General features: G+C 73.6%; 19 protein-coding genes. 12 read left to right on the top strand and 7 right to left on the bottom strand.

Annotation, left to right across the window (positions count from 1 at the left end; all coding sequences use genetic code 11):
* Positions 1-75 precede the first annotated feature (75 nt).
* Complete coding sequence (locus MNY62_RS19030; protein WP_242345882.1) at positions 76-402, bottom strand: STAS domain-containing protein; 327 nt, start codon at positions 400-402, stop codon at positions 76-78.
* A gap of 240 nt (positions 403-642) precedes the next feature.
* Here MNY62_RS19030 and MNY62_RS19025 point away from each other — a divergent pair, with 240 nt between their 5' ends.
* From MNY62_RS19025 to MNY62_RS19015, 3 genes are all read left to right on the top strand, one after another.
* The gene (locus MNY62_RS19025) at positions 643-1,314 is read left to right on the top strand and encodes an HAD family hydrolase (RefSeq protein WP_242345880.1); all 672 of its coding nucleotides are present in this window, start codon (positions 643-645) and stop codon (positions 1,312-1,314) included.
* Between the two features lie 150 nt (positions 1,315-1,464).
* Complete coding sequence (locus tag MNY62_RS19020; RefSeq protein ID WP_242345879.1) at positions 1,465-2,724, top strand: MFS transporter; 1,260 nt, start codon at positions 1,465-1,467, stop codon at positions 2,722-2,724.
* Positions 2,725-2,733: 9 nt separating this feature from the next.
* Entirely contained in the window at positions 2,734-3,252 is a 519-nt protein-coding gene (locus MNY62_RS19015; protein ID WP_242345877.1) for a 3'-5' exoribonuclease domain-containing protein, read from the top strand.
* A gap of 18 nt (positions 3,253-3,270) precedes the next feature.
* On the opposite strand, the gene MNY62_RS19010 is transcribed toward MNY62_RS19015, so the two are convergent.
* The gene (locus tag MNY62_RS19010) at positions 3,271-4,539 is read right to left on the bottom strand and encodes a hypothetical protein (RefSeq protein WP_242345876.1); all 1,269 of its coding nucleotides are present in this window, start codon (positions 4,537-4,539) and stop codon (positions 3,271-3,273) included.
* Between the two features lie 248 nt (positions 4,540-4,787).
* Between MNY62_RS19010 and MNY62_RS19005 the strand changes: the two genes are divergently transcribed.
* The 4 genes from MNY62_RS19005 to rsfS all read left to right on the top strand — a co-directional run bounded on the left by MNY62_RS19005 (position 4,788) and on the right by rsfS (position 8,486).
* Positions 4,788-5,384: a LysE family translocator gene (locus MNY62_RS19005; RefSeq protein ID WP_242345874.1), complete on the top strand. Its 597-nt coding sequence runs from the start codon at positions 4,788-4,790 to the stop codon at positions 5,382-5,384.
* A gap of 86 nt (positions 5,385-5,470) precedes the next feature.
* On the top strand, positions 5,471-6,604 hold the full coding sequence (proB, locus tag MNY62_RS19000; RefSeq protein ID WP_242345872.1) for a glutamate 5-kinase: 1,134 nt from the start codon (positions 5,471-5,473) through the stop codon (positions 6,602-6,604).
* Between the two features lie 5 nt (positions 6,605-6,609).
* Positions 6,610-7,896: a glutamate-5-semialdehyde dehydrogenase gene (locus tag MNY62_RS18995; RefSeq protein WP_242345870.1), complete on the top strand. Its 1,287-nt coding sequence runs from the start codon at positions 6,610-6,612 to the stop codon at positions 7,894-7,896.
* A gap of 8 nt (positions 7,897-7,904) precedes the next feature.
* Positions 7,905-8,486 (top strand): ribosome silencing factor, encoded by a 582-nt coding sequence (rsfS, locus tag MNY62_RS18990; RefSeq protein WP_242345868.1) that lies wholly within the window; start codon positions 7,905-7,907, stop codon positions 8,484-8,486.
* 16 nt (positions 8,487-8,502) lie between these two features.
* On the opposite strand, the gene MNY62_RS18985 is transcribed toward rsfS, so the two are convergent.
* The 3 genes from MNY62_RS18985 to MNY62_RS18975 form a co-directional block, all read right to left on the bottom strand.
* Positions 8,503-9,846, bottom strand: a complete 1,344-nt coding sequence (locus MNY62_RS18985; RefSeq protein ID WP_242345866.1) for a CxxxxCH/CxxCH domain c-type cytochrome — start codon at positions 9,844-9,846, stop codon at positions 8,503-8,505.
* Between the two features lie 68 nt (positions 9,847-9,914).
* Positions 9,915-10,808, bottom strand: a complete 894-nt coding sequence (locus tag MNY62_RS18980) for a DMT family transporter (protein ID WP_242345865.1) — start codon at positions 10,806-10,808, stop codon at positions 9,915-9,917.
* 92 nt (positions 10,809-10,900) lie between these two features.
* Entirely contained in the window at positions 10,901-11,959 is a 1,059-nt protein-coding gene (locus tag MNY62_RS18975) for a serine/threonine-protein kinase (protein WP_242345863.1), read from the bottom strand.
* A 254-nt stretch (positions 11,960-12,213) separates the two neighbouring features.
* Here MNY62_RS18975 and nifJ point away from each other — a divergent pair, with 254 nt between their 5' ends.
* Positions 12,214-15,843: a pyruvate:ferredoxin (flavodoxin) oxidoreductase gene (gene nifJ, locus MNY62_RS18970; protein WP_242345862.1), complete on the top strand. Its 3,630-nt coding sequence runs from the start codon at positions 12,214-12,216 to the stop codon at positions 15,841-15,843.
* 77 nt (positions 15,844-15,920) lie between these two features.
* On the opposite strand, the gene MNY62_RS18965 is transcribed toward nifJ, so the two are convergent.
* Positions 15,921-17,048, bottom strand: coding sequence for an endonuclease/exonuclease/phosphatase family protein (locus tag MNY62_RS18965; RefSeq protein ID WP_242345861.1), 1,128 nt, complete (start codon positions 17,046-17,048; stop codon positions 15,921-15,923).
* Positions 17,049-17,306: 258 nt separating this feature from the next.
* Between MNY62_RS18965 and MNY62_RS18960 the strand changes: the two genes are divergently transcribed.
* Entirely contained in the window at positions 17,307-18,512 is a 1,206-nt protein-coding gene (locus MNY62_RS18960; protein WP_242345859.1) for an efflux RND transporter periplasmic adaptor subunit, read from the top strand.
* Complete coding sequence (locus MNY62_RS18955; protein WP_242345857.1) at positions 18,513-21,713, top strand: efflux RND transporter permease subunit; 3,201 nt, start codon at positions 18,513-18,515, stop codon at positions 21,711-21,713.
* A gap of 678 nt (positions 21,714-22,391) precedes the next feature.
* Here MNY62_RS18955 and MNY62_RS18950 read toward each other — a convergent pair.
* Positions 22,392-23,816 carry a phytoene desaturase family protein gene (locus tag MNY62_RS18950; protein ID WP_242345855.1) on the bottom strand — a complete coding sequence of 475 codons (1,425 nt, stop codon included), beginning with the start codon at positions 23,814-23,816 and terminating at the stop codon, positions 22,392-22,394.
* Positions 23,817-24,078: 262 nt separating this feature from the next.
* On the opposite strand from MNY62_RS18950, the gene MNY62_RS18945 reads away from it, so the two are divergent.
* Together MNY62_RS18945 and MNY62_RS18940 are read left to right on the top strand one after the other, a co-directional pair.
* Positions 24,079-24,690 (top strand): RNA polymerase sigma factor, encoded by a 612-nt coding sequence (locus tag MNY62_RS18945; protein WP_279426706.1) that lies wholly within the window; start codon positions 24,079-24,081, stop codon positions 24,688-24,690.
* A partial coding sequence (locus MNY62_RS18940) for a zf-HC2 domain-containing protein (protein ID WP_242345853.1) occupies positions 24,687-25,263 on the top strand: 577 nt, incomplete at its 3' end. The genes MNY62_RS18945 and MNY62_RS18940, both read left to right, overlap by 4 nt.

Raw genomic sequence — 25,263 nt, 5'->3', positions numbered from 1 at the left:
AGCCGGGCGGAGCGGAGCCCGCCTCGCCGTGCCGGGCGAGGCGGCGCAGGGGCCGGGGGCAGCGCCCGAGCGGCCTCAGGCCGCCTCGGTGTCAGGGCCCAGATCGACGCCCGCGGTGTCGATGCGCAGGTAGCGCAGGAGCCGCAGGTGGTGCTGGCGGAGGCCCCGCACCACCACGTGGCGCGGGCGGGCGGCGAGCGCCTGGGCGAGGAACGCCACCCCGAAGTCGTGAAACTCGCGCACGTGGGTGAGGTCGAGGTGCACCGGTTCGTCGACGTCCCCGTCGGCCAGCGCGCGCGTGACGCGCTGCGCGGCGGGCACGTCGAAGACGCCCTCGAGCTGGAGCAGGCGCGCCGTGCGCCGTGTCGGTCCGTTCGCGCCGTTAGCGCCGTTAGCGCTCATCTGGTCTTCCCCCCGCGGCCCCGCGCCGCAAAGACTCGTGCCTGGAAGATCCGTGCCGGGACCGGCCTCCGGGGACGCGTGCACGCTCCGTACATGCAGGTCCGCGTTTCGGCTGGCCGTGCTCGCAGGACTCACGCCCGGGATGCCCCATTCGACCCTGTGTACGGGTCGCCCCTGGGTCGCGCTGCCGGCGCCCGGGCACGGGTGCCGCGGGTGCGGGCAACGCCCACCTTCACGGACATGGCCCTTCCGGAGGCGGTGCTGTTCGACGTGGACGGGACGCTCGTCGACTCGGTCGACCTGCACGCCCACGCGTGGCGGGAGGCGCTCCGGAAGTTCGGCAAGGACGTCCCGCTCGAGGAGGTGCGCCGGCAGATCGGCAAGGGCGGCGACGAGCTCATCCCGGTGTTCCTCTCCGAGGACGAGCGCGCGCGGGACGGCGCGGCGCTCGAGCGCTTCCGCGGCGAGCTGTGGCGGCGGGAGTACATGCCGCGGGTGAGGCCGCTCCCCGGCGCGCGCGAGCTCGTGCGGCGAGCCCACGACGCGGGGCTTCGGATCGCGCTCGCCTCGAGCGGCAAGGAGGACGAGGTGGAGCACAACCGGCGGCTCCTCGGGATCGACGCGCTCCTCGAGGGCGCGACGACCGCGGACGACGCCGAGCGCTCGAAGCCGCACCCCGACATCTTCGAGGCCGCGCTGGCGCGCGTGCACGCGCCGCCCGAGCGCGCGATCGCGGTGGGCGACTCGCCCTGGGACGCGCTCGCCGCGCGGCGGGCCGGCCTCCGCACCGTCGGGCTCCTCTCCGGCGGCTTCGACGAGCAGGACCTCCGCCGCGCCGGCTGCGTCGCCATCTACTCCGGTCCAGAAGACCTGCTCGCGCGCTTCGACGCGTCTCCGCTCGGCCGCGGGTGACCCGCGCCACGCTCGCGCGCGGACGAGCCCGACGCGCCCGCGCTGCTGCGGGCCGGCGCACGAAGCGGCGCGTCATCGCGAGCTGGCGAAGGCCCGCGGGCGTCGCCGCCTCGACTCCGCCGCCGGACTCTGCTTCACTCGCCGGCCAGCATGGCGACCTTCGTCTCCCCCGAAGCCGAGGCGCCGACGGGCGCGGGCGCGGTCCTGAACGCCGCCGTGATCGTCGCGGCGCTCGGGTACTTCGTCGACATCTACGACCTCATCCTCGTCTCGATCGTCCGCAAGCCGAGCCTCACCGCGCTGGGCGTCGCCCCCGAGCTGCTCCTCACCGAGGGCTTCTCGATCCTCAACTGGCAGATGGTCGGGATGCTCATCGGCGGCATCCTGTTCGGCGTCGTCGGCGACAAGCTCGGGCGGCTGCAGATCCTCTTCGGCTCGATCACGCTCTACTCGCTCGCCACGCTCGCGAACGGCTTCGTGCAGGACCTCGCGACCTACAAGCTCCTGCGCTTCGCCGCCGGGCTCGGGCTCGCCGGCGAGCTCGGCGCGGGCGTCACGCTCGTCTCGGAGATCCTGCCCGCCCGGCTGCGCGGCTACGGGACGATGATCGTCGCGTCGGTCGGCGTGTCGGGCGCGGTGGCGGGGAACCTCGTCGCGAAGTGGCTCGACTGGCGCTGGGCCTACCTCGTCGGCGGCGGCCTCGGCCTCGTGCTCCTCGTCCTGCGCATCAAGGTGCGCGAGTCGGGGATGTTCCGCCGCGTGGCGAAGGCGAAGGGGGTCTCGCGCGGCAACTTCCTCTCCCTCTTCACCGACCGCGAGCGGCTCACGCGCTACCTCGCCTCGATCCTCATCGCCGTGCCGATCTGGTTCGCGAACGCGATCCTGGTCCTCGGCGCGCCCGAGTTCGCCCAGGCGCTCGGCGTCACCGGGCCGGTCTCGGCCGGCGACGCGGTGGCGTTCTTCTACGGCGGGCTCGTCGCCGGCGACCTGGCGAGCGGGACGCTCTCCCAGGTGCTCCAGAGCCGGCGCAAGGTGGTGCTCCTCTTCCTCTCCCTCCTCGCCGGGGCGATCGCGGCCTACTTCCTCGTCGGCCGGGGCGCCTCGCCGGGGGTGTTCCTCGCGCTCTGCGGCCTCCTCGGGGTGACGAGCGGCTACTGGGCGATCTTCGTCACCGTCGCCGCCGAGCAGTTCGGCACGAACATCCGCGCGACCGTCGCGACGACGGTGCCGAACTTCGTCCGCGGGCTCGTCGTGGTGGTGACCTCGTCGTTCGTGTTCCTGCGCCCGTCCCTCGGGCTCCTCGGCGGAGCGCTCGCGGTCGGCGCGGTCTGGTTCGCGCTGGCGCTCGTCTCGGCGCTCCGGCTGCGGGAGACCTTCGGGGTCGACCTCGACTACGTCGAGCGCGATTAGAGGAAGCCCATGTCGCTCTACGTGGTGGACGTCGAGGCGGACGGTCCGATCCCGGGGAAGTACTCGATGGTGTCGCTCGGCGCGGTGCTCGTCGAGCCCGGGCTCGGCCGCACCTTCTACGGGCGCACGCGCCCCATCTCCGACGCCTTCCTCCCCGAGGCGCTCGCGGTGTCGGCGACGACGCGCGAGGAGCACCTGCGCTACGACGAGCCGGGCGAGGTGATGGCGGCGTTCGAGCGCTGGATCCAGGAGACGACGCGCGGCAAGCCCGTCTTCTTCTCGGACAACCTCGCCTTCGACTGGCAGTTCGTGAACTGGTACTTCCACACGTACCTGTCCCGGAACCCCTTCGGCTGGAGCGGCCGGCGCATCGGCGACCTCTACTGCGGGATGGTGAAGGACGCGTACGCGCAGTGGAAGCACCTGCGCAAGACCGGGCACGACCACCACCCCGTGAACGACGCCAAGGGGAACGCCGAGGCGATCCTCGCGATGATCGACATGGGGCTGAAGCTCCAGGCGCGGTGAGACGAGCGCGCGGGGGCGCTAGAGCACGGTCGCCGTGCGCGTCGCCGACTGCGTGCTCCACGACGACGTGAACTGCGACGGCGGGATCGGCGCCGTGGACGTGGGCGCGAGCCGCCCGTCCACGGTCGTCGGCTGGCTCCGGACGCTCCAGGTGTACGCCGCGCCGGCGGGGACCGTGATGCCGAGGGCGGACAGGTCCGGCACTTCGAACGTCTGCGCCGTCGTGGTGACGTGGAAGTCGGGGGCGCCCGTCGTGCTCGACACCAGCCCGAGCACGTGGACGGCGCCGGGCTCGCTCGACCACGCGAACCGGGTCCCTGCCCCGAGGGTCGCGCCGTCGAGCGGCTCGAGGAGCGATGGGACCGCGCGAAGCGCGAGATCGACCACGCTCGCCGTCGGGGTGGTCCCGGCGCACGTCGCCGAGGTCATGGCGCCGCCGCCCGGCGACGCCGTGACGTACACCATCGTCCGGAGGTCCTGGGCGAGCGGCACGAGGAACGTGTGGGCGCCCGGCGCAGCCGGCCCGGCGGCGTGCAGCCAGTAGGCCGCCGGCGTCCCGAGCGCGAACCCCATCATGGCCTGGGGCGAGACGCCCTGCGGCGCGGTGAGGTTCACGCCGAGCGGGGCGGTCGGCAGGGGCGCGAGCGCGAGCGCGGGGAGGTCGGTCGTCACGCCGGCGCGGAGCGCGACCGCGTCCTGGCGCGCGAGCCAGAACGCGCCGGGCGCGCTCGCCGCGCACGTGCCAGGGCACGCCCAGTACATGGCGAAGAGCGTGCCCGCGGGGCCCATCCAGGCCAGGTTGTACGTGCCGGCCGAGCCCGGCGGCTGAGCGGTGCCGAACCAGTACGCGGTCCCCGTCGTGAAGGTGAGCTGCCCGTTACCCTCGTAGCCGGCCGGCGGGCACCCCGCGCCGCCGCAGTCGCCCGTGATGGTCGTCGTGAAGGTCGCGCCGAGGGCGCCCAAGCCGCCGGCGGGGAGGGCCAGCCGAGCCTGCGGGTTGGTGCGCGTGACGCCCAGATAGAGGTCCACCTGGTCGCCCCGCACGACCGCGAGATCGTAGGGCACGCCGTCGACCTGGAGCGCGAACGCGCCCTGCACGTCCGACGTCGTGCTGCGCCAGCCGTCCGCGGTCCGCGTCGCGACCCGGGCGCCCTCGACCGGCAGGCGGTCGGAGCCGACGACCGACCCGGTCACGACGAGCGGGCCGCTCGTCGAGCCGTCGCTGCCGCCGGCGCAGGCGGCGAGCAGCGCGACGGCGAGGAGGAGGGTGAGGGGGTTCCGGTGCATGGCGGCTCCTCAGGCGGGAGAGGCCCACGCCTATCACGCATCGTGCATGGGCTCCACCCTGCGTCATCGCGCGAGGTCGGACGATGTGGGGAGCGGGGCGCCGGCCCCGCGACGCTGCTGCGCGGCGGCCGAGCGAGACCCCGACGTCGTGGGGAGAAGCGCGACGTGGAGCGCCGTCCGGCGATCGGCCGCGACCGGTACCTGGACCGCCCTCGACGGCGCGCGCCCTTTCGTGTTTCCTCCCCGCCGTGACGCTCTTCCTCACCGGCGCGACGCTCGGCCTCTCCGCCGCCGCGCAGCCCGGGCCGTACCAGGCCTACCTGCTCGCGCAGTCGCTCCGGAACGGCGCGGCGCGCACGCTGCCCGTCGCGCTCGTGCCGTTCCTCTCGGATCCGGCGGTCATCGCCGTCGTCCTCCTCGTCCTCTCCCAGCTCCCCTCGGGGCTCCTCCGCGGCCTGCAGATCGCGGGCGGCGCCGTCGTCCTCTGGCTCGCCCTCGCGACCCTGCGGGCCGCCCATGCCGGCGTGGTGGCGGAGGGGCGGGCGCCGCCGCGCGGGATCGTGCGCGCGACGCTCGTGAACCTCACGAACCCGAACGCCTGGATCTTCTGGAGCCTCGTGGGCGGCCCGCTGCTCGCCGAGGCCTGGCGCGACGCTCCGGCGCGCGCGCTCGCGTTCCTCGCCGGCTTCTACCTGTTCCTCACCGGCGGGAACCTCGCCATCGTCGGGCTCGCCGGCGCGGCGAGCCGGCTCGGGCCCCGCTTCACCCGCGCGCTCGGGGTCCTCTCCGGCGCCGTGCTCCTCGCCTTCGGCGCCTGGCAGATCGGGCGCGGGCTCGCGGGGTAGCCCGGAGGTCGCGCGGGATTCGGCGCCGGGCGGCCGCGCGGCCGTGGCTCGGCGCGAGGACCCGGATCGGGTACGCTCTCGCCCCCATGCGCAGCGCGCTCTCCCGCACGAAACGGCTCGTCGTGAAGGTCGGCACCGGCACGCTCACCGACCGGAGCGGCCGGTTCGATCGGGAGAACTGCGCCCGGCTCGGCGCGGAGCTCGCGCAGATCGCCCGCGGCCACCGGGTCGTGCTCGTCTCGTCCGGCGCCGTCGCGCTCGGCGCGGAGCGGCTCGGGCTCGTCCGCGGCAAGGGCAAGCCCTGGGACATCCCGACCAAGCAGGCGTGCGCCGCGGTCGGCCAGCCGCACCTGATGGCGGCGTGGGGCGACGCCCTCGGCGCGCACGGCCTCACCGTCGCGCAGGTGCTCCTCACCGCGGACGACCTCGCCTCGCGCAAGCGCTTCCTCAACGCGCGGCGCACCTTCGAGAAGCTCCTCGAGGCCGGCGTCGTGCCGGTGGTGAACGAGAACGACACCGTCGCGGTGGACGAGATCAAGGTGGGGGACAACGACACGCTCGCGGGGCTGGTCGCGGGCTGCGTCGAGGCGGGGCTCGTCGCCATGCTCACGGACGTCGAGGGGCTCTACGACCGGAACCCCGCCGAGCGGGGCGCCACGCTCCTCCACGACGTGCCGCGCGTGACCGCGGAGATCGAGCGGTTCGCGGGCGGCGCCGGCAGCGAGCGCAGCGTCGGCGGGATGGCGACCAAGGTGAAGGCGGCGCGCCGGCTCGGCGCCCAGGGCGTCGTCACCGCGCTCCTCTCCGGCCGCCGCCCGGGGGCGCTCGCGGCGCTCCTGGCGGGCGAGCGCGTGGGGACGGTGTTCGCGCGCGGCACCGATCGGCTCACCTCGCGCAAGGGCTGGCTCGCCGCCGCCGCCAAGGGCAAGGGCGTCATCGTGGTGGATCCGGGCGCGCGCCGGGCGCTCACCGAGCAGGGCCGCTCCCTCCTCCCCTCGGGGGTCCGGACCGTGGAGGGTCAGTTCGGGGTGGGCGACCCGGTCGACATCGCGGTCGACCCGGCGAGGCCGTTCGCGCGCGGGCTCGCCGGCTACGCCGCCGAGGAGATCCGCAAGATCGCGGGGCTGAAGACGAGCGAGATCGAGCGGGCGCTCGGGTATAAGTACCTCGACGAGATCGTCCACCGGGACGATCTCGTCGTGCTCGAACCCCGGGAATGACCGCCATGAGACAGCCCGCGAGCGAGGGGCTCGCTGCCGAGATGCGGCGGCTCGCGGAGGCGTCCCGCGACGCCGCGCGCGTGCTCGGCTGCGCGGAGACGCGGGCCAAGGACGCCGCGCTGCGCGCCGCCGCCGAGGCGATCGGCCGGCACCAGGCGGAGATCCTCGCCGCGAACGCCGAGGACCTCGCCGCGGCGCGCGCCGCGGGGCAGTCGGACGCCTACCTCGACCGGCTCGCGCTCGACGCGAGGCGGCTCGAGGAGATCGCCGGCGCGCTGCGCGAGGTCGCGGCGCTGCCGGATCCGGTGGGCGAGGTGACCGCGAGCTGGCGGCGCCCGAACGGCCTCTCCGTGAGGAAGGTCCGCATCCCGCTCGGCGTGGTGCTGATGGTGTACGAGGCGCGGCCGAACGTGACGGTGGACGCGGCGGCGCTCTGCGTGAAGAGCGGCAACGCCGCGATCCTGCGGCCCGGCTCGGACGCCCTCCGCTCGTCGCTCGCGCTCGCCGCGGCCTTCGCGGAGGGGCTCGCCGCGGCGGGCCTGCCTGCCGCGAGCGCCCAGGTCGTGCCGACGACGGACCGCGAGGCGACCTTCGAGCTCCTGAAGCTCGACGACCTCATCGACCTCGCCATCCCGCGCGGCGGCCCGTCGCTCATCCGCGCCGTCGCGGAGCGATCGCGCGTGCCGGTGGTGAAGCATTACCAGGGCGTCTGCCACCTCTACCTCGACGAGAGCGCGCCGCTCGAGCAGGCGATCGCCCTCGCGCTGAACGGCAAGGTGCAGCGCCCCGCCGTGTGCAACGCGACCGAGTGCCTCCTCGTGCACCGCGAGGCGGCGGCGCGGCTCCTCCCGGCGGTGGGGCGCGCCCTCGCCGAGGCGGGCGTCGAGCTCCGCTGCTGCCCGACCTCGCTCACGATCCTCGCGCGCGCCGGCGTGCCCGCGGTGGCGGCGGCGCCCGACGACTTCGGCAAGGAGTTCTCGGACAAGATCCTGGCGGTGCGCGTCGTCCACGATCTCGACGGCGCGCTCGATCACATCGCCCGCTACGGCTCGCTCCACACGGAGGCGATCCTCACGCGGGACCTCGCGAGCGCGCGCCGCTTCGAGCGCGAGGTGACGGCGAGCGCGGTGATGGTGAACGCCTCGACACGGTTCAACGACGGCGGCGAGCTCGGCCTTGGGGCCGAGATCGGAATCTCTACGACGAAGCTCCACGCGTTCGGCCCGATGGGCCTCTCCGAGCTCACCACCCAGAAGTACGTGGTGGAGGGCGACGGGCACGTGCGGGGCTAGGGGAAAGAATGGCGATCAAGAAGAAGGCGACGGCGAAGAAGGCGACGAGGAAGACGACGGCGAAGCTCGGAAAGGCGCCCGCGCGCGGCGGGAGGCAGCCCGCCCGCGGAGGGAAGGTCCCGGCGAAGCGGCGGCGCGTTCCCGCGCCGGTGTCGCAGGCCCAGAAGCGGACGCCGCGCGCGGCGAAGCGGCCGGCCGGCGGCGGCGCCGTCTCCGCGGCCGCCGAGGTCGCCGCGCCCCTGCCCGACGTCGCGCGCCCGACCGCGCTCGCGATCGCCCAGGCCGGGCTCGACAAGAAGGCCGAGGACGTGACCGTCCTCGACGTGCGCGGCCTCACGAGCTACGCGGACTACTTCGTCGTCATGACCGCCGACTCGGACCGGCAGGCCTCCGCCATCGCCGATCACGTCGAGCAGACCATGAAGGAGCAGGGGGTCTCCAAGGTCGGCGTGGAGGGCTACGAGACCGGCCGCTGGATCCTCGTCGACTACGGCGACGTGGTGGCGCACGTCATGAGCCGCGACTCGCGCGGCTTCTACGACATCGAGGGGCTCTGGGCGGACGCGCCGCGGTTCACGGTGGAGGGGTAGGGCTCTCCGGGGGCCGCTAGAACCGCGGGTGACAGTAGTTGCAGGCCCAGTAGAAGTCGTACGGGTCGCCCCAGCGCAAGGGCTTCAGCGTCCCCGCGTCGACGTACGCCTGCCGCTCGAGGTGGCACCCCACGTTGGAGCAGGTGCGGGTCGCCGGGTCGTAGGTCGCGTGCTCGAGCGAGACGCCGAGAACGCGCGTCCCATCGGCCGCCTCGTGCACCGCCGTGCCGGGCGGCAGCGCCGCGGCGTCGACCCGGGCGTTGAAGCTCCAGACGTAATACGGCTCGATCGGCCACGCGGGCGTGAGCGGAGGCAGGCCGGTGCCGGGGTAGTACGAGGGCAGCGACGGGCGCGGGTCGAAGGCGACGTCGGCCCGCCCGTTCACGTGCCGGAGCGGGAGCACCTTGCCGGCGCCCACGTGCGCGAGCACGCCGTCGTGGCAGGTCGCGCACTGCGACGCCTGCCAGTCCAGGGATCCGGTGCGCGACGGGTCCGCCTCCGGCACGTCGAACGCGTAGCTGCCCTGGGTGTCGAGGTAATAGAAGCCGCTCTGCTTCACGTTGGCGGGATCGACGGTGTCGAAGTGGCAGGTCTGGCAGGTGATGGGTGCCGCCGCGTGCTCGCCCACCCAGCCGAGGCCGCCGCCATGCTTCGAGCCCGACGGGTGCCACGCGCCGGGCAGGCCCGCGTAGTGACCCCACTCCCAGCCGTCGCTCGCGAGCTGGAGGTGCGAGTTGGGCGCGGCGCTCGCGGAGCCGGCGGAGCGGTAGCGCGGCGGGTTCCCGTGGCAGCCGTCGCAGCCGAGCGCGCCGGGCGCCGCGGTCCAGGCGGGCGTCGTCCGGTAGTCGAGCGGCGCGTCCGGCGCGCCGAGGCCGCTCGAGTGGCAGTAGACCCCGCTGCACGTGCCCGTCGCCGGATCCCACGCCGCCTGGGGGGCGTTGCGGCGCTTGATGGCGTCCCCGGCGACCGGCTGCGGCGGCGGCGTGAGCACGACGTCGGGCAGCCCATCGTTGCCGAGGTCCGCCTCGTGCGCCGCCGGATCGAGCGGGTGGCAGTGGCCGCAGCCGAAGGCGTAGCGCGTCCCGCCCGTCGCGACGTCCTCGAGGATGCGCAGGTCGCCGTAGACGAGCCCGTCCACGCTCACCGGCAGCGCGTGCGCCAGGTGGGCGCCCGTCTGCGGGGGGGCGCCGTGACAGGAGTCGCAGGGGCCGGTCGCGACGGGCGGCGGCTCACCGGGGGGCGGCTCGCCCGGGGGTGGCTCGCGCCTCGGGCCGATGGGTGCACGGGAGTCGCAAGCTCCCGCGAGGAGCAGCGTCAGCGCGAGCGCGCGGAGCGCGTCCTGCAGCGAGATGCGAGCCATCGAACTCTCCCGAGCCTCCCCCTCCGGGGATCCTCGGAGAATCGCGCCGGTCGCGCCAGTTTTCGCCGTCAGGCGTCCGCAGCGGGCTGTGCGTCGCGCGTCGCGAGCGCGGCGGCTGCGAGCACCATCGCGCCGCCGAGCGCGAGGTTCCAGCCGACGGACTCGTGGAGCAGGACCGCGCCGAGGGTGACCGCGACGGTCGTGTCGAGGAGCGGGAGCGCGCCGACGGCGGCGATGGGCACGCGCGGCACGAGCCAGTAGAGGCCGATGTAGGTGAGGGCCGTGCCGAACACCGCGAGGTAGGCGAGCGCCCCGAGCGCCGCGGGCGTGTACTCCGCCGGACGGCCGTGCTCGAGCGCCAGCGCCGCGGCGAGGAGCACCACCGCGCCGACGACGGTCTGCCCCGCCGTCATCGCGAGCGGCGAGACGGCGACGAGGTGGCGCCGCACGAGCACGTTCGCGAGCGCGACGACGATCGACGCCGAGACGATGAGCGCGCTCCCGAGCGCGAGCCGCCCCGAGCCCTGGAGCGCGCCGAGGTGCGGCGCCTGGAGGACCGCGATGCCCGCGACGCCGAGCGCCGCGGACGCGAGCTTCGCGGGGGTCAGCCGCTCGCCGGGGAGGAAGACGCGGGCGAGGAGCGCGATCCAGACCGGGAAGCTCGCGAAGAGGAGCGCGGCGAGGCCGGAGGGGACCCACTGCTGGGCGACGAACATGAGCCCGTAGGGGAGGGCGATCTGGAAGATGCCCACGAGCGCGATGCGCGGCCCCGTCTCGCCGACGAGCACGCGCCAGGCCCCGCCGCGCAGCGCGAACGGAGCGAGCAGCGCCGCCGCGAGCGCCATGCGCAAGCCCGCGAAGCGGAGCGGCGGCAGGTGCTCGAGCCCGACGCGGATCACCGACCAGGTGGAGCCCCACAGGAAGGCGATGGCGACGTAGACGAGGACGATGCGGGCGCGCACGGGGGCGCATCCTAGTCGCTCGGCGCGGCGCGGGCATGAGAGCGCGCGAAGGAGCGCGCTCGGGCAGCGACCGGCGGCGGCGCGCCTGACCCTCAGATCCTCACGAACCACGCCGCCACCCCCGCGGCGAGCGCGAGGATCATCGCGAGCCCGAGCCGGAACGGGGCGCGGCGGCGGATGGGGAACTCGGCGGCGGTGGCGGAGCCGCGGACGTCGGCGACGCGGGTGGCGCGCAGGGTGGAGAGGTCGAGCTTGGAGAGCGCGACCTCCTCCGTCGCGTAGCCGCGGTTCGCGAGGAGCGCGACGAGGCGGGCGCGCGGGTGGAGCTTGCGGCCGACGAGCCGCGCGGCGGTGGCGTCGAGCACGCGGGCGAGGGCGCCCGCGGAGGCGATGCGGGCGGAGGGCTTGCGCGAGAGGCAGCGCTCGATCGCGTGCGCGAGCCGCCGCGGGCAGTCGGGCGCGAGGGCGCGGACCTTCTTGAAGCGGCCGCGCGCGATGGCGGCGAAGAGCTCCTCGGCGTTCTTGCCGCGGAAGGGCTTCTCGCCGGTGGTGAGCTCGTAGAGCGTCACCCCGAGCGCCCACACGTCGGCGCCCGGCCCCTCTTCCTCGCCGGCGAGGACCTCCGGCGCCATGTACGAGGGGCTGCCCACCAGCATGCCGGCCTTGGTGAGCGACAGGTCCTCGGCGCCCTTCGCGATTCCGAAGTCCATGAGCTTCACCTCGCCGTCCCGAGAGACCATCACGTTCGCGGGCTTCACGTCGCGGTGGAGGAGCCCGTTGAAGTGGACGTAGTCGAGCGCGTCGGCGATCCGTGCGCCGACCACCGCCACGCAGTCGGCGGGCAGCGCGCCGCCGGTCGCGAGGACGCGGGCGAGGTCCGCGCCGTCGACGAGGTCGGTCACGAGGTAGAGGCCGTCGTCCTTCTCGACGAGGTCGTGGACCCCGACGATGGCCTCGTGCCGGAGCCGGGCGTACGCCCGCCCTTCCCGACGGAAGCGCTCCACTATCTCCTTCGAGCGTGCGAGCTTCGTGTCGAGGGCCTTCACGGCCACCGGGCGCTCGAGGCCGTCCTGGTGGGCCTCGTAGACGACGCCCATGCCGCCACGCCCGATTTCCCGGACGATCCGGCTCGTCCCGACCTTGCGCACCATGGCCGGGCAGCTTGCGACGGCCGCGACCCGGCGTGCAAGCAGGCGGCTGCGCGCGGATGTGGGAGCGAAACCGGAGTGGTCCGGTCCTGGAAGAACGTCGCCGTTCCCCGGGGTTGTCGGAGGGGTCGGTCGATCTGCTACAGTCCTTGGGCTCCAGCGGCTCCAATCGACCCGAAGTCAAGTCAATCCCGCTCGGCTGTTCCGCGGCGCAAGAGCGCGCGCCGCGGCGCGCACGTCTCGAGGAGGCAGAACCGATGGCGAACAGGCGCATGGTGACCATGGACGGCAACGAGGCCGTCGCGTCGGTCGCCCACCGGATCAACGAGGTGATCGCGATCTACCCGATCACCCCCTCCTCCAACATGGGCGAGTGGGCCGACGAGTGGTCGGCGAAGGGCCGCAAGAACATCTGGGGCACGGTGCCCTCGGTCTCCGAGATGCAGTCGGAGGGCGGCGCGGCCGGCGCGGTGCACGGCGCGCTGCAGGCGGGGGCGCTCACGACGACCTTCACGGCGTCGCAGGGCCTGCTCCTCATGATCCCGAACATGTACAAGATCGCGGGGGAGCTCACCGCGTTCTGCATGCACGTCAGCGCGCGCACGCTCGCGACCCACGCGCTCTCGATCTTCGGCGATCACTCCGACGTGATGGCCGTCCGCCAGACCGGGTTCGGGCTGCTCTCCTCGGCGTCGGTGCAGGAGGCGCACGACTTCGCGGCCATCGCGCAGCGCGCCTCGCTCTTCTCGCGCATCCCGTTCCTCCACTTCTTCGACGGCTTCCGCACCTCGCACGAGGTCGCGAAGATGGAGGAGCTCACCGACGACGACCTCCGCCAGATGATCCCGGAGGAGCTGGTCGCCGCCCACCGTGCCCGGGCGCTCACGCCCGACCGGCCCAGCGTGCGCGGCACCGCCCAGAACCCCGACGCGTTCTTCCAGGCGCGCGAGGCGTGCAACCCGTTCTACGCCGAGGCCGCCGAGCACGTGCAGGAGGCGATGGACGCGTTCGGCAAGCTCACCGGCCGCCGCTACAAGCTCTTCGAGTACGTCGGCCACCCGGAGGCGGAGCGCGTGGTCGTCGCGATGGGCTCCGCGTGCGAGACCATCGAGGAGACGGTCGAGCACCTCGTCGCGAAGGGCGAGAAGGTCGGCCTCGTGAAGGTCCGGCTCTACCGGCCCTTCGACCTCGGGGCGTTCATGACGGTCTTCCCGCGGACCGTGCACCACATCGCGGTGCTCGATCGCACGAAGGAGCCGGGCGCGCTCGGCGAGCCGCTCTACCAGGACGTCGTCACCGCGCTGCGCGAGGCGGAGCAGGCGCACATCGACCGCTTCCACCACCAGCTCACCGTCATCGGCGGCCGCTACGGCCTCTCCTCCAAGGAGTTCACGCCCGGGATGGTGAAGGCGGTCTTCGACGAGCTCGGGAAGCCGCGGCCGAAGCGCCACTTCACCGTCGGCATCAACGACGACATCAGCCACACGTCGCTCAAGTACGACCCGGCCTTCGACACCGAGCCCGCCGGCGTCGTGCGCGCGCTCTTCTACGGTCTCGGCGCGGACGGCACGGTCGGCGCGAACAAGAACTCCATCAAGATCATCGGCGAGGACACGCCCAACTTCGCGCAGGGCTACTTCGTCTACGACTCGAAGAAGTCCGGCTCGGTGACGATCTCGCACCTGCGCTTCGGGCCGAAGCCGATCCGTTCCGCGTACCTCATCTCGAAGGCGAACTTCGTCGCCTGCCACCAGTTCGGCTTCCTCGAGAAGTACGACATGGTCGAGGCGGCGGCGCCCGGCGCGACCTTCCTCCTCAACTCGCACTACGGGCCGGACGAGGTCTGGGACCACCTGCCGGCGGAGGTGCAGGACCAGATCCTGCTCAAGAAGCTCAAGGTCTTCGTCATCGACGCGTACAAGGTCGCGCGCGAGACGGGCATGGGGGTGCGTATCAACACCATCATGCAGACCTGCTTCTTCGCGATCTCGGGCGTGCTCCCGCGCGACGAGGCGATCGGGCACATCAAGAAGACGATCGAGAAGACCTACGCGCGCAAGGGGCCGGAGGTCGTCCAGAAGAACTTCGCCGCGGTGGACCACACCCTCGCCCACCTCTTCGAGGTGAGCACCGCGAACCGCAAGGTGAGCGGGACGCCGCGCCCGCCGGCGGTCGCCGAGGTTGCGCCGGACTTCGTGAAGCGCGTCACGGCGCTCATGCTCGCCGGCAAGGGCGACCAGCTCCCGGTGTCGGCGTTCCCGGTGGACGGCACCTGGCCGACCGGGACGTCCAAGTGGGAGAAGCGCTCGATCGCGCTCGAGCTGCCGGTGTGGGAGCCGAGCCTCTGCATCCAGTGCAACAAGTGCGCGCTCATCTGCCCGCACGCGGCGATCCGCCCGAAGTTCTTCGCGCCCGAGGTGCTAGCCGCCGCGCCGAAGACCTTCGTGACGATGGACTTCAAGTCGCCGGAGGTGAAGGGGAACAAGTACGCGCTCCAGGTCGCCCCGGACGACTGCACCGGCTGCTCGCTGTGCGTGGAGATGTGCCCGGCCGAGTCGAAGACCGAGAAGGGCAAGAAGGCCATCAACATGAAGGACGCCATGCCGCTCAAGGAGATGGAGCGGACGAACTGGGCGTTCTTCCTGTCCATCCCCGAGGCGGACCGCACCCGCGTGAAGCTGGACGTGAAGGGGACGCAGTTCCTCCAGCCGCTCTTCGAGTTCTCCGGCGCCTGCACCGGCTGCGGCGAGACCCCGTACCTGAAGCTCCTCACGCAGCTCTACGGTGACCGCGCCATCATCGCGAACGCGACGGGCTGCTCCTCCATCTTCGGCGCGAACCTGCCGACGACGCCGTACACGCAGGACGAGGCGGGCCGCGGTCCGGCCTGGGCGAACTCGCTCTTCGAGGACAACGCCGAGTTCGGCTTCGGCATGCGGCTCGCCATCGACAAGCAGGCCGAGCACGCGAAGGAGCTCCTCGCGAAGATGGGCACCGCCGTGGGCGACGGGCTCGTCGAGGAGATCCTGAAGGCGGAGCAGGGCGACGAGGCCGCGATCGGAAAGCAGCGCGAGCGCGTGACGCTCCTCAAGCAGAAGCTCGCGAAGCTCGACACCTTCGAGGCGCGCTGGCTCTCGAAGATCGCCGACTACCTCGTCCGCAAGTCGGTCTGGATCGTGGGCGGCGACGGCTGGGCGTACGACATCGGGTACGGCGGCCTCGACCACGTCATCGCGCAGGGCCGCGACGTGAACATCCTCGTGCTCGACACGGAGGTGTACTCGAACACCGGCGGCCAGGCGTCGAAGGCGACGCCCATGGGCGCCGCGGCGAAGTTCGCGGTGGCCGGCAAGACCCTGCCGAAGAAGGACCTCGCCATGCTCGCGATGACCTACGGCCACCCGTACGTCGCGCGGGTCGCGCTCGGCGCCAAGGACGCGCAGACGGTGAACGCGTTCAAGGAGGCGGACAGCTACACCGGCACGTCCGTCATCGTCGCCTACTCGCACTGCATCGCGCACGGCTACGAGATGTCCGAGGCGCTCGGGCAGCAGGAGAGGGCGGTCGAGTCTGGCTACTGGCCGCTCTTCCGCTACGACCCGCGGCGCGTCGCCCAGGGGGAGAGCCCGCTCAAGCTCGACAGCCCGGCGCCGAAGATCGACCTCGCCCGCTTCGTCGAGAACGAGACCCGCTTCCGGCAGGTGGAGGCGGCGAACCCCGAGGGCTTCGCGAAGATGCTCGCGCAGGCGCAGAAGGACGTCCGCGAGCGCTACGCGCTCTACGAGCAGCTCGCCCGCGCGATGAACCCGGCGAACCTCGTCCCCGGCGCCGCCGCCCCGGCCCCGGCCGCTCCGGGCAAGCCGCCGCCGCCGAAGGCGCGCGCGTAGCCTCGAGCCCCGAAGACACGACGGGCCCGATCCGCTCCGGCGGGTCGGGCCCGTCCCTTTTCGCCTGAGACCGTGCGCTATCGCAGCACGAGGAAGCGCGGCTCCTCGAGCCGGAAGGTTCCCACGACCCCGGCGTGATCGCTCGGCCAGAGGCCGCCGACGCGGTCGCCGAGCTCCTCGCCCACCACGTCGGCGAAGATCGGGGTGAGATCGCCGCGGAAGAGCACGTAGTCGATGCGCTCGTCGAGCGTGACCTCCTCGAAGGTGAGGTTCTCGTGGTACGGGCTCGTGAAGCCCGGCTCGCCGGAGTGGAGTGCAGGCCAAAGGTCCGCGAGCCCCGAGCCGACGAGCACGCCCGCGCCCTCCGTGCCGGGATCGGAGTTGAGATCGCCGGCGACGATGAGCCGCCCGGGCACCTCGGCGAGCGCGGCGGCGAGCTCCATCGCCTGCGCGACCCGGACCGGGGCGTAGTACGCCTCGAGGTGGACCGAGACGAAGCGGTACCACTCGCCCTGATCCTTCACGTCCACGCTCACCCAGCCGCGCGGGAGCTTCATGGGCGGCGCCCCGAAGACGTTCAGCGGGAGGAGGGTGTCGAACACGTGCGCCGAGGGGTTCACGGCGGTCACGTCCTCGCGCGCCAGGATGACGCCGTGGTCGGTGATGCCCACGAACGCGAGCCCCTCGGGCGTGAGGATGGGGGCCTCGAAGTCGAAGAGCGTGACGCTCGCCGCCGCGCGATAGTGGAGCCCACGCTCGGCGAGCGCGTCGATGAGCTGCGGGACGTAGTCGTAGACGACGGTCGCGTCCTCGGGCGCCTGCGCGGCGGTGCGGAAGGTCCAGGTGTAGGCCTCCTGCAGGCCGACCACCTCCGGCCGCGCCGCGGCGATCTCGTCGGCGATGCCCTGCGCGCGCACCGAGAAGTCGTTCGTCTGCACCATCGCCCAGATCTCGGTGGTGGCCTTCAGGAAGTCGTCCAGGTTCGTCGCCGCGATCGCCGGCCCCAGCTCGGCGCCGAGGTAGAGGTTGCGGCTCATGACGGTGGTGAGCCTGTTGCCCCCGGCATTGCCGGGGTCGACGGCGGAGGCGCTGATGGCGTCCGTGGAGGTCGAGAGGTTCGGCGCCGCGGCGGGACCGCACGCGGCGAGCGCGGCAGCGACGAGCAGCGCGAAGAGGGAAGACGGCGCGAGCTTCGAGAGGGCCATGGCGCACCTCGGGCCAGAGTTGGCGGAGAGTGCGAGGAGCGTAGCGCGGCTCGCTCGCCCGGACGCCGGGACTGGAGGGACGCCCCATCGCGCGCACCATCCGTGTCGGCCTTCCGCGCCCCGCGTGGCGCGAGCGCAGATCGCGAGCGAAAGATCGTTGACCCCAATCAGGCTCGCGCTTTGGCCCCCATTTCGGTCATAAGGAGGGGTCCGCCAGCTGGGGCGGACCTTGTTTTTCTACGAAGAGGGAAGGCACGCATGGCGAGGCGACCCCACCGGATGGCGACGCGCGTCGCCGCGATCGCGCTCACGGTCCTGGCGCTCGGCGCTTGCAGGCGCGGCGGTGACGGAGCGGGCGGGAAGGCAGCCGCGCCGGAGCCGATCACCCTCGCGCCCGAGAACGTCGCCACGGTGACCGAGCGGACGCTCCAGGCCGGGCCGGACATCTCCGGCACGCTGCGCGCCAAGCGCGCCGCCGCCCTGCGCGCGGAGGTCGGGGGGACCGTCCTCGAGATGCTCGCCGAGGCGGGCGAGCGCGTCCCGCAGGGGAAGGTGCTGGCGCGCATCGACGCCACGGCGCTCCGCGACGCGCTCGTCGCGGCGCAGTCGGGCGTCTCCGCCGCGCGGAACACGCTGCACGTGGCGGAGGCGAACGCGAAGCGCGCACGGACGCTCGCCGAGGCAGGCGCGCTCGCCGTCCAGCAGGCGGAGCAGGCCGAGGCGACGCTCGAGGGCGCGCGGGCGCAGCTCGCCGACGCGCAGGCGCGGCTCGTCTCCGCGCAGCAGCAGGTGGCGAAGTCGCAGGTCCGCGCGCCGTTCGCGGGCGTCGTGTCCGAGCGGCAGGTCTCGGTCGGCGACATCGTCGCGCCGGGCGCGCCGCTCTTCACGGTCATCGACCCGGCCCGGCTGCAGTTCGAGGGCTCGGTCCCGGCCGCGCAGGTCGGCCTGGTGCGGCCGGGCGCGCGCGTGGACTTCACGGTCACCGGCTTCGACCAGGTGTTCGAGGGCGAGATCGAGCGGGTGAACCCCGCCGTCGACCCCGCCACCGGGCAGGTCCGCGTCTACGTCGACGTGAAGAACGACGACCAGCGGCTCATCTCGGGGCTCTATGCGCACGGACGCGTCGCGGCGGAGAGCGCCACCGGCCCGGCGGCCCCGGCCACCGCCGTGGACGACACGAGCAAGCCGCCCACGGTGATGCGAGTCGCGGGCGGCAAGGTCGAGCGCGTCCCGGTGGAGGTCGCGCTGCGCGACGACGTGACCGGCGCGGTGGCCTTCCGGTCGGGCGTGAAGGAAGGGGACGTGCTCGTGCTCGGCTCGGCGCGCGCGACGCTCCCGGAGGGGACGCCCGTGCGCGTGGCGCAGCCGGAGCCCGCCGGCGCCGGGGCGCGGCCGCCAGACCCGGAGCGGAAGGGAGTGAAGCCGGAGGACGGCGCGCAGGCGTCGGACGGCGGGGGGCGGTAGATGTTCATCTCCGACTTCGCGATCAAGAAGCCGATCGTCACCGTCACGGTGATGCTCGCGCTCGTGATCTTCGGGCTCGTGGCGCTGCTCGCCCTGAAGACCGACGAGTTCCCCGACGTGCAGCCGCCGGTCGTGGCCGTCACGATCGTCTACCCGGGCGCGTCGCCGGAGACGGTGGAGCGCGAGCTCATCGATCCCATCGAGGACGCGATCTTCTCCATCAGCGGGGTCGACGGGAAGCAGACCACCGCCTCCGCCACCGACGGCCTCGCCCAGTTCATCGTCTTCTTCGACTTCGAGAAGAACCTGCAGGAGGCGACGCAGGACATCCGCGACGCCATCAGCGAGAAGCGCGCCGACCTGCCGCTCGAGATGGAGGAGCCGATCATCACGCGGTTCGATCCGTCGGACGAGCCGATCGTCTCGCTCACGCTCACCTCCGACTCGATCGACGTCCCTGCGCTCACCCGGCTCGCCGACGAGGTCGTCTCGCGCGAGCTGCGCGCCGCGCAGGGGGTCGCCGACGTCCGGCTCGTGGGCGGGCAGAAGCGCGAGCTCACCGTGGAGCTGAACCCGCAGGCGATGGCGGCCGCGGGCGTCGCGGCGAGCGACGTCGTCGCCTCCCTCCAGGCGCAGAACCTCGCCGCGCCGGTCGGGCGGGTGAACACGAAGCTCGGCGAGCAGTCGATCCGGCTCACCGGCCGGCTGCAGACGCCGGAGGAGTTCGCCGCCATCGCGCTCGCCACGCGGAGCGGGCAGGTGGTCCGGCTCGGGCAGGTCGCGACCGTGAAGGACGGCGCGGAGGAGCCGCGCACGCTCGCGCTCTACGACGCCTCGGAGGCGGTCGGTCTCGAGGTGCTGAAGACGAAGGGCTACTCGACGACGGCGGTCGCCGACCAGATCAAGGCGCGCGCGAAGGCGCTCCAGGCGCGGCTGCCGAAGGCCGCGAAGCTCCAGGTGGTCCAGGACGCGGGCCAGCGCGTGCGGCGCTCGGTGAACGAGGTCCAGACCACGCTCGTCGAGGGCGCGCTCCTCACCGTGCTCGTCGTGTTCTTCTTCCTCAACTCCTGGCGCTCGACCGTCATCACCGGCCTCGCCCTGCCCGTCTCGGTGCTGGCCGCGTTCATCAGCGTCTGGGCGTTCGGCTTCACGCTCAACACCATGTCGCTCCTCGGGCTCTCGCTCGCGATCGGCATCCTCATCGACGACGCGATCGTCGTGCGCGAGAACATCGTCCGGCACATCGAGCTCGGCGAGGACCACACCACCGCCTCGTTCAAGGGCACCGACGAGATCGGCCTCGCGGTCGCGGCGACGACCTTCTCGATCGTCTCGGTGTTCGTCCCGGTCGCGTTCATGTACGGGGTGGCCGGCCAGTGGTTCAAGCCGTTCGCCCTCACCATCGCGGCGGCGGTGCTCGTCTCGCTGTTCGTCTCCTTCTCGCTCGACCCCATGATGTCGGCCTACTGGCCGGACCCGCAGATCGAGAAGGGCCAGGCGCGCGGCCCGGTCGGCCGCGTGCTCGGCGCGTTCAACGCCTGGTTCGACCGTCAGGCGGATCGCTACAAGGGCGTCGTCTCCTGGGCCCTCGATCACCGCTGGATCATGCTCGCGGTGGCGACCGCCTCGTTCTTCGGCGCGATCTTCCTGCAGGCGTCGTTCGGCGGCGCGGGCTTCGTGCCCATCTCGGATCGCAGCGAGGTGAACCTCATCATCCAGACGCCGCCGGGGTCGTCGCTCGACTACACGCGCGCCAAGGTCGAGGAGGCGAACGCGATCCTCCGCCGCCACCCGGAGGTGCAGTACGTCTACTCCTCCATCGGCACGCCCATCCCCCTGCAGGCCCCGGGCGTCGATCAGGCGCTCGTCTACGTGCGGCTCGTGCCGAAGAAGGACCGCAGCGTCTCGCAGGACCACCTCGGGGCGATCCTGCGCCGCGAGCTCTCGCGCGTCGCGGGCGCGGACATCTCGGTGTTCACGAGCGGCTTCGGCGGCGCGTTCAAGTCGATCCAGCTCGAGCTGCGCGGGCCGGACTCGCGCGTGCTCGCCGAGTACGCCGAGAAGGTCAAGGCGGTGGCGCAGTCGGTGCCGGGCGCGGTGGACGTCGGGCTCTCCACGCGCGGCCAGAAGCCGGAGCTCGAGGTGGCCGTGAACCGCGGCCTCTCCGGAAACCTCGGCGTCACGGTCGGGCAGATCGCGCAGTCGCTCCGGATCGCCTTCGCCGGCCTCGACTCCGGCGACTGGGTGGACCCCACTGGCGAGACCCGCGACGTGATGGTCCGGCTCGCCCCGGAGGCGCGCGAGCGCGCCTCCGACCTGCGCCAGCTGCCGCTCGTGCTCCACGGCCAGGGCGGCGGGAACCCGCAGGTGGTGCCGCTCGGCCAGGTGGCCACCGTGCGCGAGGGCCTCGGGCCCGCGCAGATCTCGCACCTCGACCGCGAGCGCGTCATCAACATCCAGGGCAACGTCGCGGGACGCTCGCTCTCCGAGGTCGTGCAGGACATCGAGAAGCGGCTCGGCGCGGAGGTGAAGCTCCCGCCCGGCTACACGCTCCGGCAGGGCGGCGAGAGCGCGGACCAGGCCGAGGTGTTCACGCGGGTGGGCCTCGCGCTGCTCCTCGCGGTGCTGCTCATGTACCTCATCCTCGTCCTGCAGTTCGGGTCGTTCCTCGACCCGCTCGCGATCCTCATGTCGCTCCCGCTGTCGCTCATCGGCGTCGTCGGCGCGCTCCTCGTCACCGGCGACACGCTCAACATCATGAGCCTCATCGGCGTCATCCTGCTCTTCGGCATCGTCGCGAAGAACGCGATCCTCCTCATCGACTTCGCGAAGTGGGCGCGCGAGGAGCGAGGCATCTCGATCCGCGACGCGCTCGTCGAGGCGGGCCGGATCCGCCTGCGGCCCATCATGATGACGAGCGTCGCGATCATCGCCGGCATGATCCCGGTGGCGCTCGGCCTGGGCGAGGGCGGCGACTTCCGCGCACCGCTCGGGCGGTCGGTGATCGGCGGCGTCATCACCTCGACCGTCCTCACGCTCCTCGTCATCCCCACCGTCTACGAGATCATGGACGGCTTCCGCGAGCGGGTGCGCCGGATGTTCCGGCGGGTGCTGCGCCCGGGCCACGCGGGCGAGGGCGGGCACGAGCCCGCGCCGTCGCCGCACGCACGCGCGGGCGGGGTGAGGCGGGAGCTGGACTGAAGGTGAGGCTCTTCGGGACGCCCGAGGCGGACCGCGGGGACTGCGCGCCCGGCGGTCCTCTCGAGGTGACCTCGGCGGACGGCTCTCCTCTGGAGGGTGACCGTGGCGGCTCCTCTGGAGCGTGACGGTGGCGGGCGGCTCCTCTGGAGCGTGACGGTGGCGGGCGGCTCCTCTGGAGCGTGACGGTGGCGGGCGGCTCCTCTGGAGCGTGACGGTGGCGGGCGGCTCCTCTGGAGCGTGACCGTGGCGCGCCGCCTGGGGCGGGAGCTCACGTCCTCGGCGGGCCACGATGGACGGGGACAAGGTACGGGGGGCGGTGCCGTCCGCCAGACGCCGCCGGCAACGCGGGGCTGCGGGCGCTGGCTGCACATGGGCGACGGTGCCGTGGCCAACCGCGTTGCATTGCGGTCCGTGGGTCGGGGCGGTGCCTACCGCGTCCAGTGGCCCGCCTGCGGGCGCGAGCTCCCGCCATGGAGGGCGGCGCGCTGGGGGCGGGGAGGGTGATGGGCTCGGTTGATCAGGTAGCGGTCGGGGTCGGGGTCGGTGTCGAGGTCGGGGTCGAGGTCGAGGTCGGAGTCGGAGTCGGAGTCAGAGTCGGAGTCGGGGTCGAGGTCGGGGTCGAGGTCGGGGTCGAGGTCGGGGTCGAGGTCGGAGTCGGAGTCGAGGTCGACGCTCCCCCTACCGCATCCCCCTCAGCGCCGCCTGCGCCGCGTGGTAGCCGCACATCCCGTGCACCCCGCCGCCCGGCGGCGTGGACGCCGAGCAGAGGTAGAGGCCGCGCACCGGCGTGGACCAGGGAACGAGCCGCGCGGCGGGTCGGAAGATCGTCTGCAGGAGCGTGTTCGCCCCCGCGCCGACGTCGCCGCCGACGAGGTTCGGGTCGTCGGCCTCGAGCGCCGCGGGGCCTCGCACCGCTCGCGCGAGGACCCGCTCCCTGAAGCCCGGCGCGAACCGCTCGAGCTGCGCCTCGAGCCCGGCGAGCGCGTTCCCGGCGAAGCCGTTCGGGACGTGGCAGTACGCCCACGCCGTGTGCCGGCCCATCGGCGCGCGCGAGGGGTCGAAGAGGGTGTGCTGCGCGACGAGCACGAACGGCCGCGCCGGCAGCTCTCCCCGCCACACGGCGGCCTCGGCCGCGGCGATCTCCTCGAGGGTGCCGCCGAGGTGCACCGTCGCCGCCCGCGCGCACTCCGCCGCGCGCCAGGGGATCGGTCCCTCGAGCGCGTAGTCCACCTTGAACGCGCCCGGTCCGTAGCGGAAGCGCGCGAGCGCCGCCGAGTAGCGCCGCGGAAGACGGTCGCCGGCGACGCGGAGCACCTGGCGCGGGGTGAGGTCGAGGAGCGTCGCGCGCGCGGGCGGGAGCGCATCGAGGGAGGTCACCTCCTCCCCCGTCGCGATCGCGCCGCCCTGCGCCCGGACGAGCCCGGCGAGCGCGTCCGCGATCGCCTGCGCGCCACCGGCCGGAAACGGCCAGCCGAGGGCGTGGCCCGCCCCGCCGAGCACGAGGGCGAACGCCGCGCTCGGGGTGCGCTCCAGCGGGAGCTGCGCGTGCGCGGCGAGGCCGGCGAGGAGCGCGCGCGCCCGCGGCCCCCGGAAGCGCGCGCGGGCGAGCGAGGCGGCCGGGACGAGCGCCGGCAGGCCGAAGCGCGCGAGGAGGAGCGGTCGGCGAGGGAGGTGCAGGAGGCCGCCGAACGTCTCCTCGACGAGCGCCTCGAACCCGTCTGCGATGGGCTCGAGGAGCGCGCGCCAGGCTCGTGCGTCGGGGCCGTCGAGCGTCCCGCCCGTCGCGGCGAACGAGCGCGAGAGGAGCGCTGCGGTGCCGTCGTCGAACGGGTGCGCGACCGCGGCGGGGGGCTCGATCCAGGAGAGCCCGTACGCCGCGAGGGGGAGCCGGCGCAGGAACGGCGAGCCCGCTGCGAGCGGGTGGATCGCGGAGCAGTGGTCGTGGCGGAAGCCGGGCAGGGTGAGCGGCAGCGTGCGCGCCCCGCCGCCCACCTCGGCGTTCCGCTCCAGCACCCGTACGCGCAGTCCGGCCTCGCCGAGCGCCACCGCGGCGGCGAGGCCGTTCGGGCCGGAGCCGACCACCACGGCGTCGGGCGAGGTCATCCGGCCGGTGGTAGCGCGCCGCGCGTGGCCATGCGAGCGCCGCGCCGGGGCGCCTCGCGCGGGCGGCCCTCGGCCGCCGCCTCCGCAGCGGCTCGATGCCGTGATGGGGCGGGGCGAAGGAGCCGCCTCACGGACGCCCCTCCGCCGCTAGGGATGCGGCCGCGCTGCGCCCCCGACGCGACGGGTGCTCGCTCGCCGGCTACAATCCGCGCAGATCCTTTTGGTGGCTCGTGCGTTCGAGAGCCAGAGGCCCGGAGCGCTGGTGGCGGCGGACGAGAGCGACGAGCGACTCATGCTGCGGTTCCGTGGAGGCGACGCGCGGGCCTTCGAGGTCCTCGTGCGCCGGCACCGCACGCCCGTCTTCTCGTTCCTGGCGCGCCTCACGGCCGACCGCGCGCGTGCCGAGGATCTCTGTCAGGAGGTGTTCCTCAAGGTGGTGAAGGCATCCCGGACATGGGAGGAGCGCGCGCGCTTCCGCACCTGGCTCTACGCGATCGCTCGGAACCTCGCGGTCGACGAGGCGCGAAGGGCAGCGTTCCGCCGCGCCGAGCCGCTCGACGCGCCCGGCCCGGCGGGCGCGGCGGTGCACCCCGCGGACGATCCGCCCCCCGACGCGGTCGCCGACGCGGCGCTCCTCCGGCCCAAGCTCGAGGCGGCCCTCGCGGCGCTGCCGGCGGAGCAGCGCGAGGTGTTCCTCCTGCGCGAGTATGCAGGCCTGCGCTTCGCGGAGATCGCGGACGTGACCGGCACGCCAGAGAACACGGTGAAGAGCCGCATGCGCTACGCGCTCGAGGCGCTCCGCGCGGATCTCGCGGCGGCGGGCGTCGGCCCCGACGACGTCGCGCCCGTCGCGGCGGGAGGGGCGTCCCGATGAGCCACGAGCGCTTCGCAGATCGCCTCCTGGAGCACGCCTACGGCGAGCTCTCTCCGCGCGAGGCGCGGGAGATGGAGGCGCACGCGGCGGCCTGCGCCGAGTGCCGCACGGAGCTCGCGCGCGTCCGCGCGACGCGGCGGATCATGGGAGCGCTCCCGGAGGAGCGCGCGCCCGAGGCCGGCGAGAGGATCCTGCTCGCCGCCGCCCGCGAGGCGGCGCGCGACCGCGCGCCCGTGCGGATCCTGCCGGCCTGGATCTGGTCCGCCTCCGCCCTCGCCGCCCTGTTCCTCGCGGTGGGCGCCCTCTCGTACCGGCTCCTCGCGCTGCGCCCAGCGGCGGAGCGGCAAGGCGAGGAGCTCCTCGGGCACGGACAGTACGCGGAGGCGCCTCCGGCGCCGGCGGCGGCAGCATCCGGCGAGGCGAGCGCGACGAGCGGCGCGGCGGCGCCCGCGGAGGCACCGGCCCCGGTCAGGCCGCCACCGCGTCGCGCCGAGCCCACCCCGCCGGCGAAGAGCCGGGTCCGCGCGCCCGCCGCGCGGGAAGAGGTGGCGCGTGCGGCGCCGGCGGCGGGTC

Origin of the sequence: Anaeromyxobacter terrae (genome assembly GCF_022690685.1) — a bacterium.
Lineage (GTDB): Bacteria > Myxococcota > Myxococcia > Myxococcales > Anaeromyxobacteraceae > Anaeromyxobacter > Anaeromyxobacter terrae.
The sequence above is the reverse complement of the archived record's forward strand: the minus strand, read 5'-3'. Positions and strand labels throughout refer to the sequence as shown.

Bases quoted from the DNA above. Each gene is read 5' to 3' on its own strand.
- MNY62_RS18960 (WP_242345859.1), top strand. From the start codon at position 17,307: ATGGCGAGGCGACCCCACCGGATGGCGACGCGCGTCGCCGCGATCGCG.
- MNY62_RS19010 (WP_242345876.1), bottom strand. From the start codon at position 4,539: ATGCACCGGAACCCCCTCACCCTCCTCCTCGCCGTCGCGCTGCTCGCC.
- MNY62_RS18995 (WP_242345870.1), top strand. From the start codon at position 6,610: ATGAGACAGCCCGCGAGCGAGGGGCTCGCTGCCGAGATGCGGCGGCTC.
- MNY62_RS18965 (WP_242345861.1), bottom strand. From the start codon at position 17,048: ATGGCCCTCTCGAAGCTCGCGCCGTCTTCCCTCTTCGCGCTGCTCGTC.
- MNY62_RS19025 (WP_242345880.1), top strand. From the start codon at position 643: ATGGCCCTTCCGGAGGCGGTGCTGTTCGACGTGGACGGGACGCTCGTC.
- MNY62_RS18950 (WP_242345855.1), bottom strand. From the start codon at position 23,816: ATGACCTCGCCCGACGCCGTGGTGGTCGGCTCCGGCCCGAACGGCCTC.
- MNY62_RS18985 (WP_242345866.1), bottom strand. From the start codon at position 9,846: ATGGCTCGCATCTCGCTGCAGGACGCGCTCCGCGCGCTCGCGCTGACG.
- rsfS (WP_242345868.1), top strand. From the start codon at position 7,905: ATGGCGATCAAGAAGAAGGCGACGGCGAAGAAGGCGACGAGGAAGACG.
- MNY62_RS19015 (WP_242345877.1), top strand. From the start codon at position 2,734: ATGTCGCTCTACGTGGTGGACGTCGAGGCGGACGGTCCGATCCCGGGG.
- nifJ (WP_242345862.1), top strand. From the start codon at position 12,214: ATGGCGAACAGGCGCATGGTGACCATGGACGGCAACGAGGCCGTCGCG.
- MNY62_RS18955 (WP_242345857.1), top strand. From the start codon at position 18,513: ATGTTCATCTCCGACTTCGCGATCAAGAAGCCGATCGTCACCGTCACG.
- proB (WP_242345872.1), top strand. From the start codon at position 5,471: ATGCGCAGCGCGCTCTCCCGCACGAAACGGCTCGTCGTGAAGGTCGGC.
- MNY62_RS19020 (WP_242345879.1), top strand. From the start codon at position 1,465: ATGGCGACCTTCGTCTCCCCCGAAGCCGAGGCGCCGACGGGCGCGGGC.
- MNY62_RS19030 (WP_242345882.1), bottom strand. From the start codon at position 402: ATGAGCGCTAACGGCGCTAACGGCGCGAACGGACCGACACGGCGCACG.
- MNY62_RS18975 (WP_242345863.1), bottom strand. From the start codon at position 11,959: ATGGTGCGCAAGGTCGGGACGAGCCGGATCGTCCGGGAAATCGGGCGT.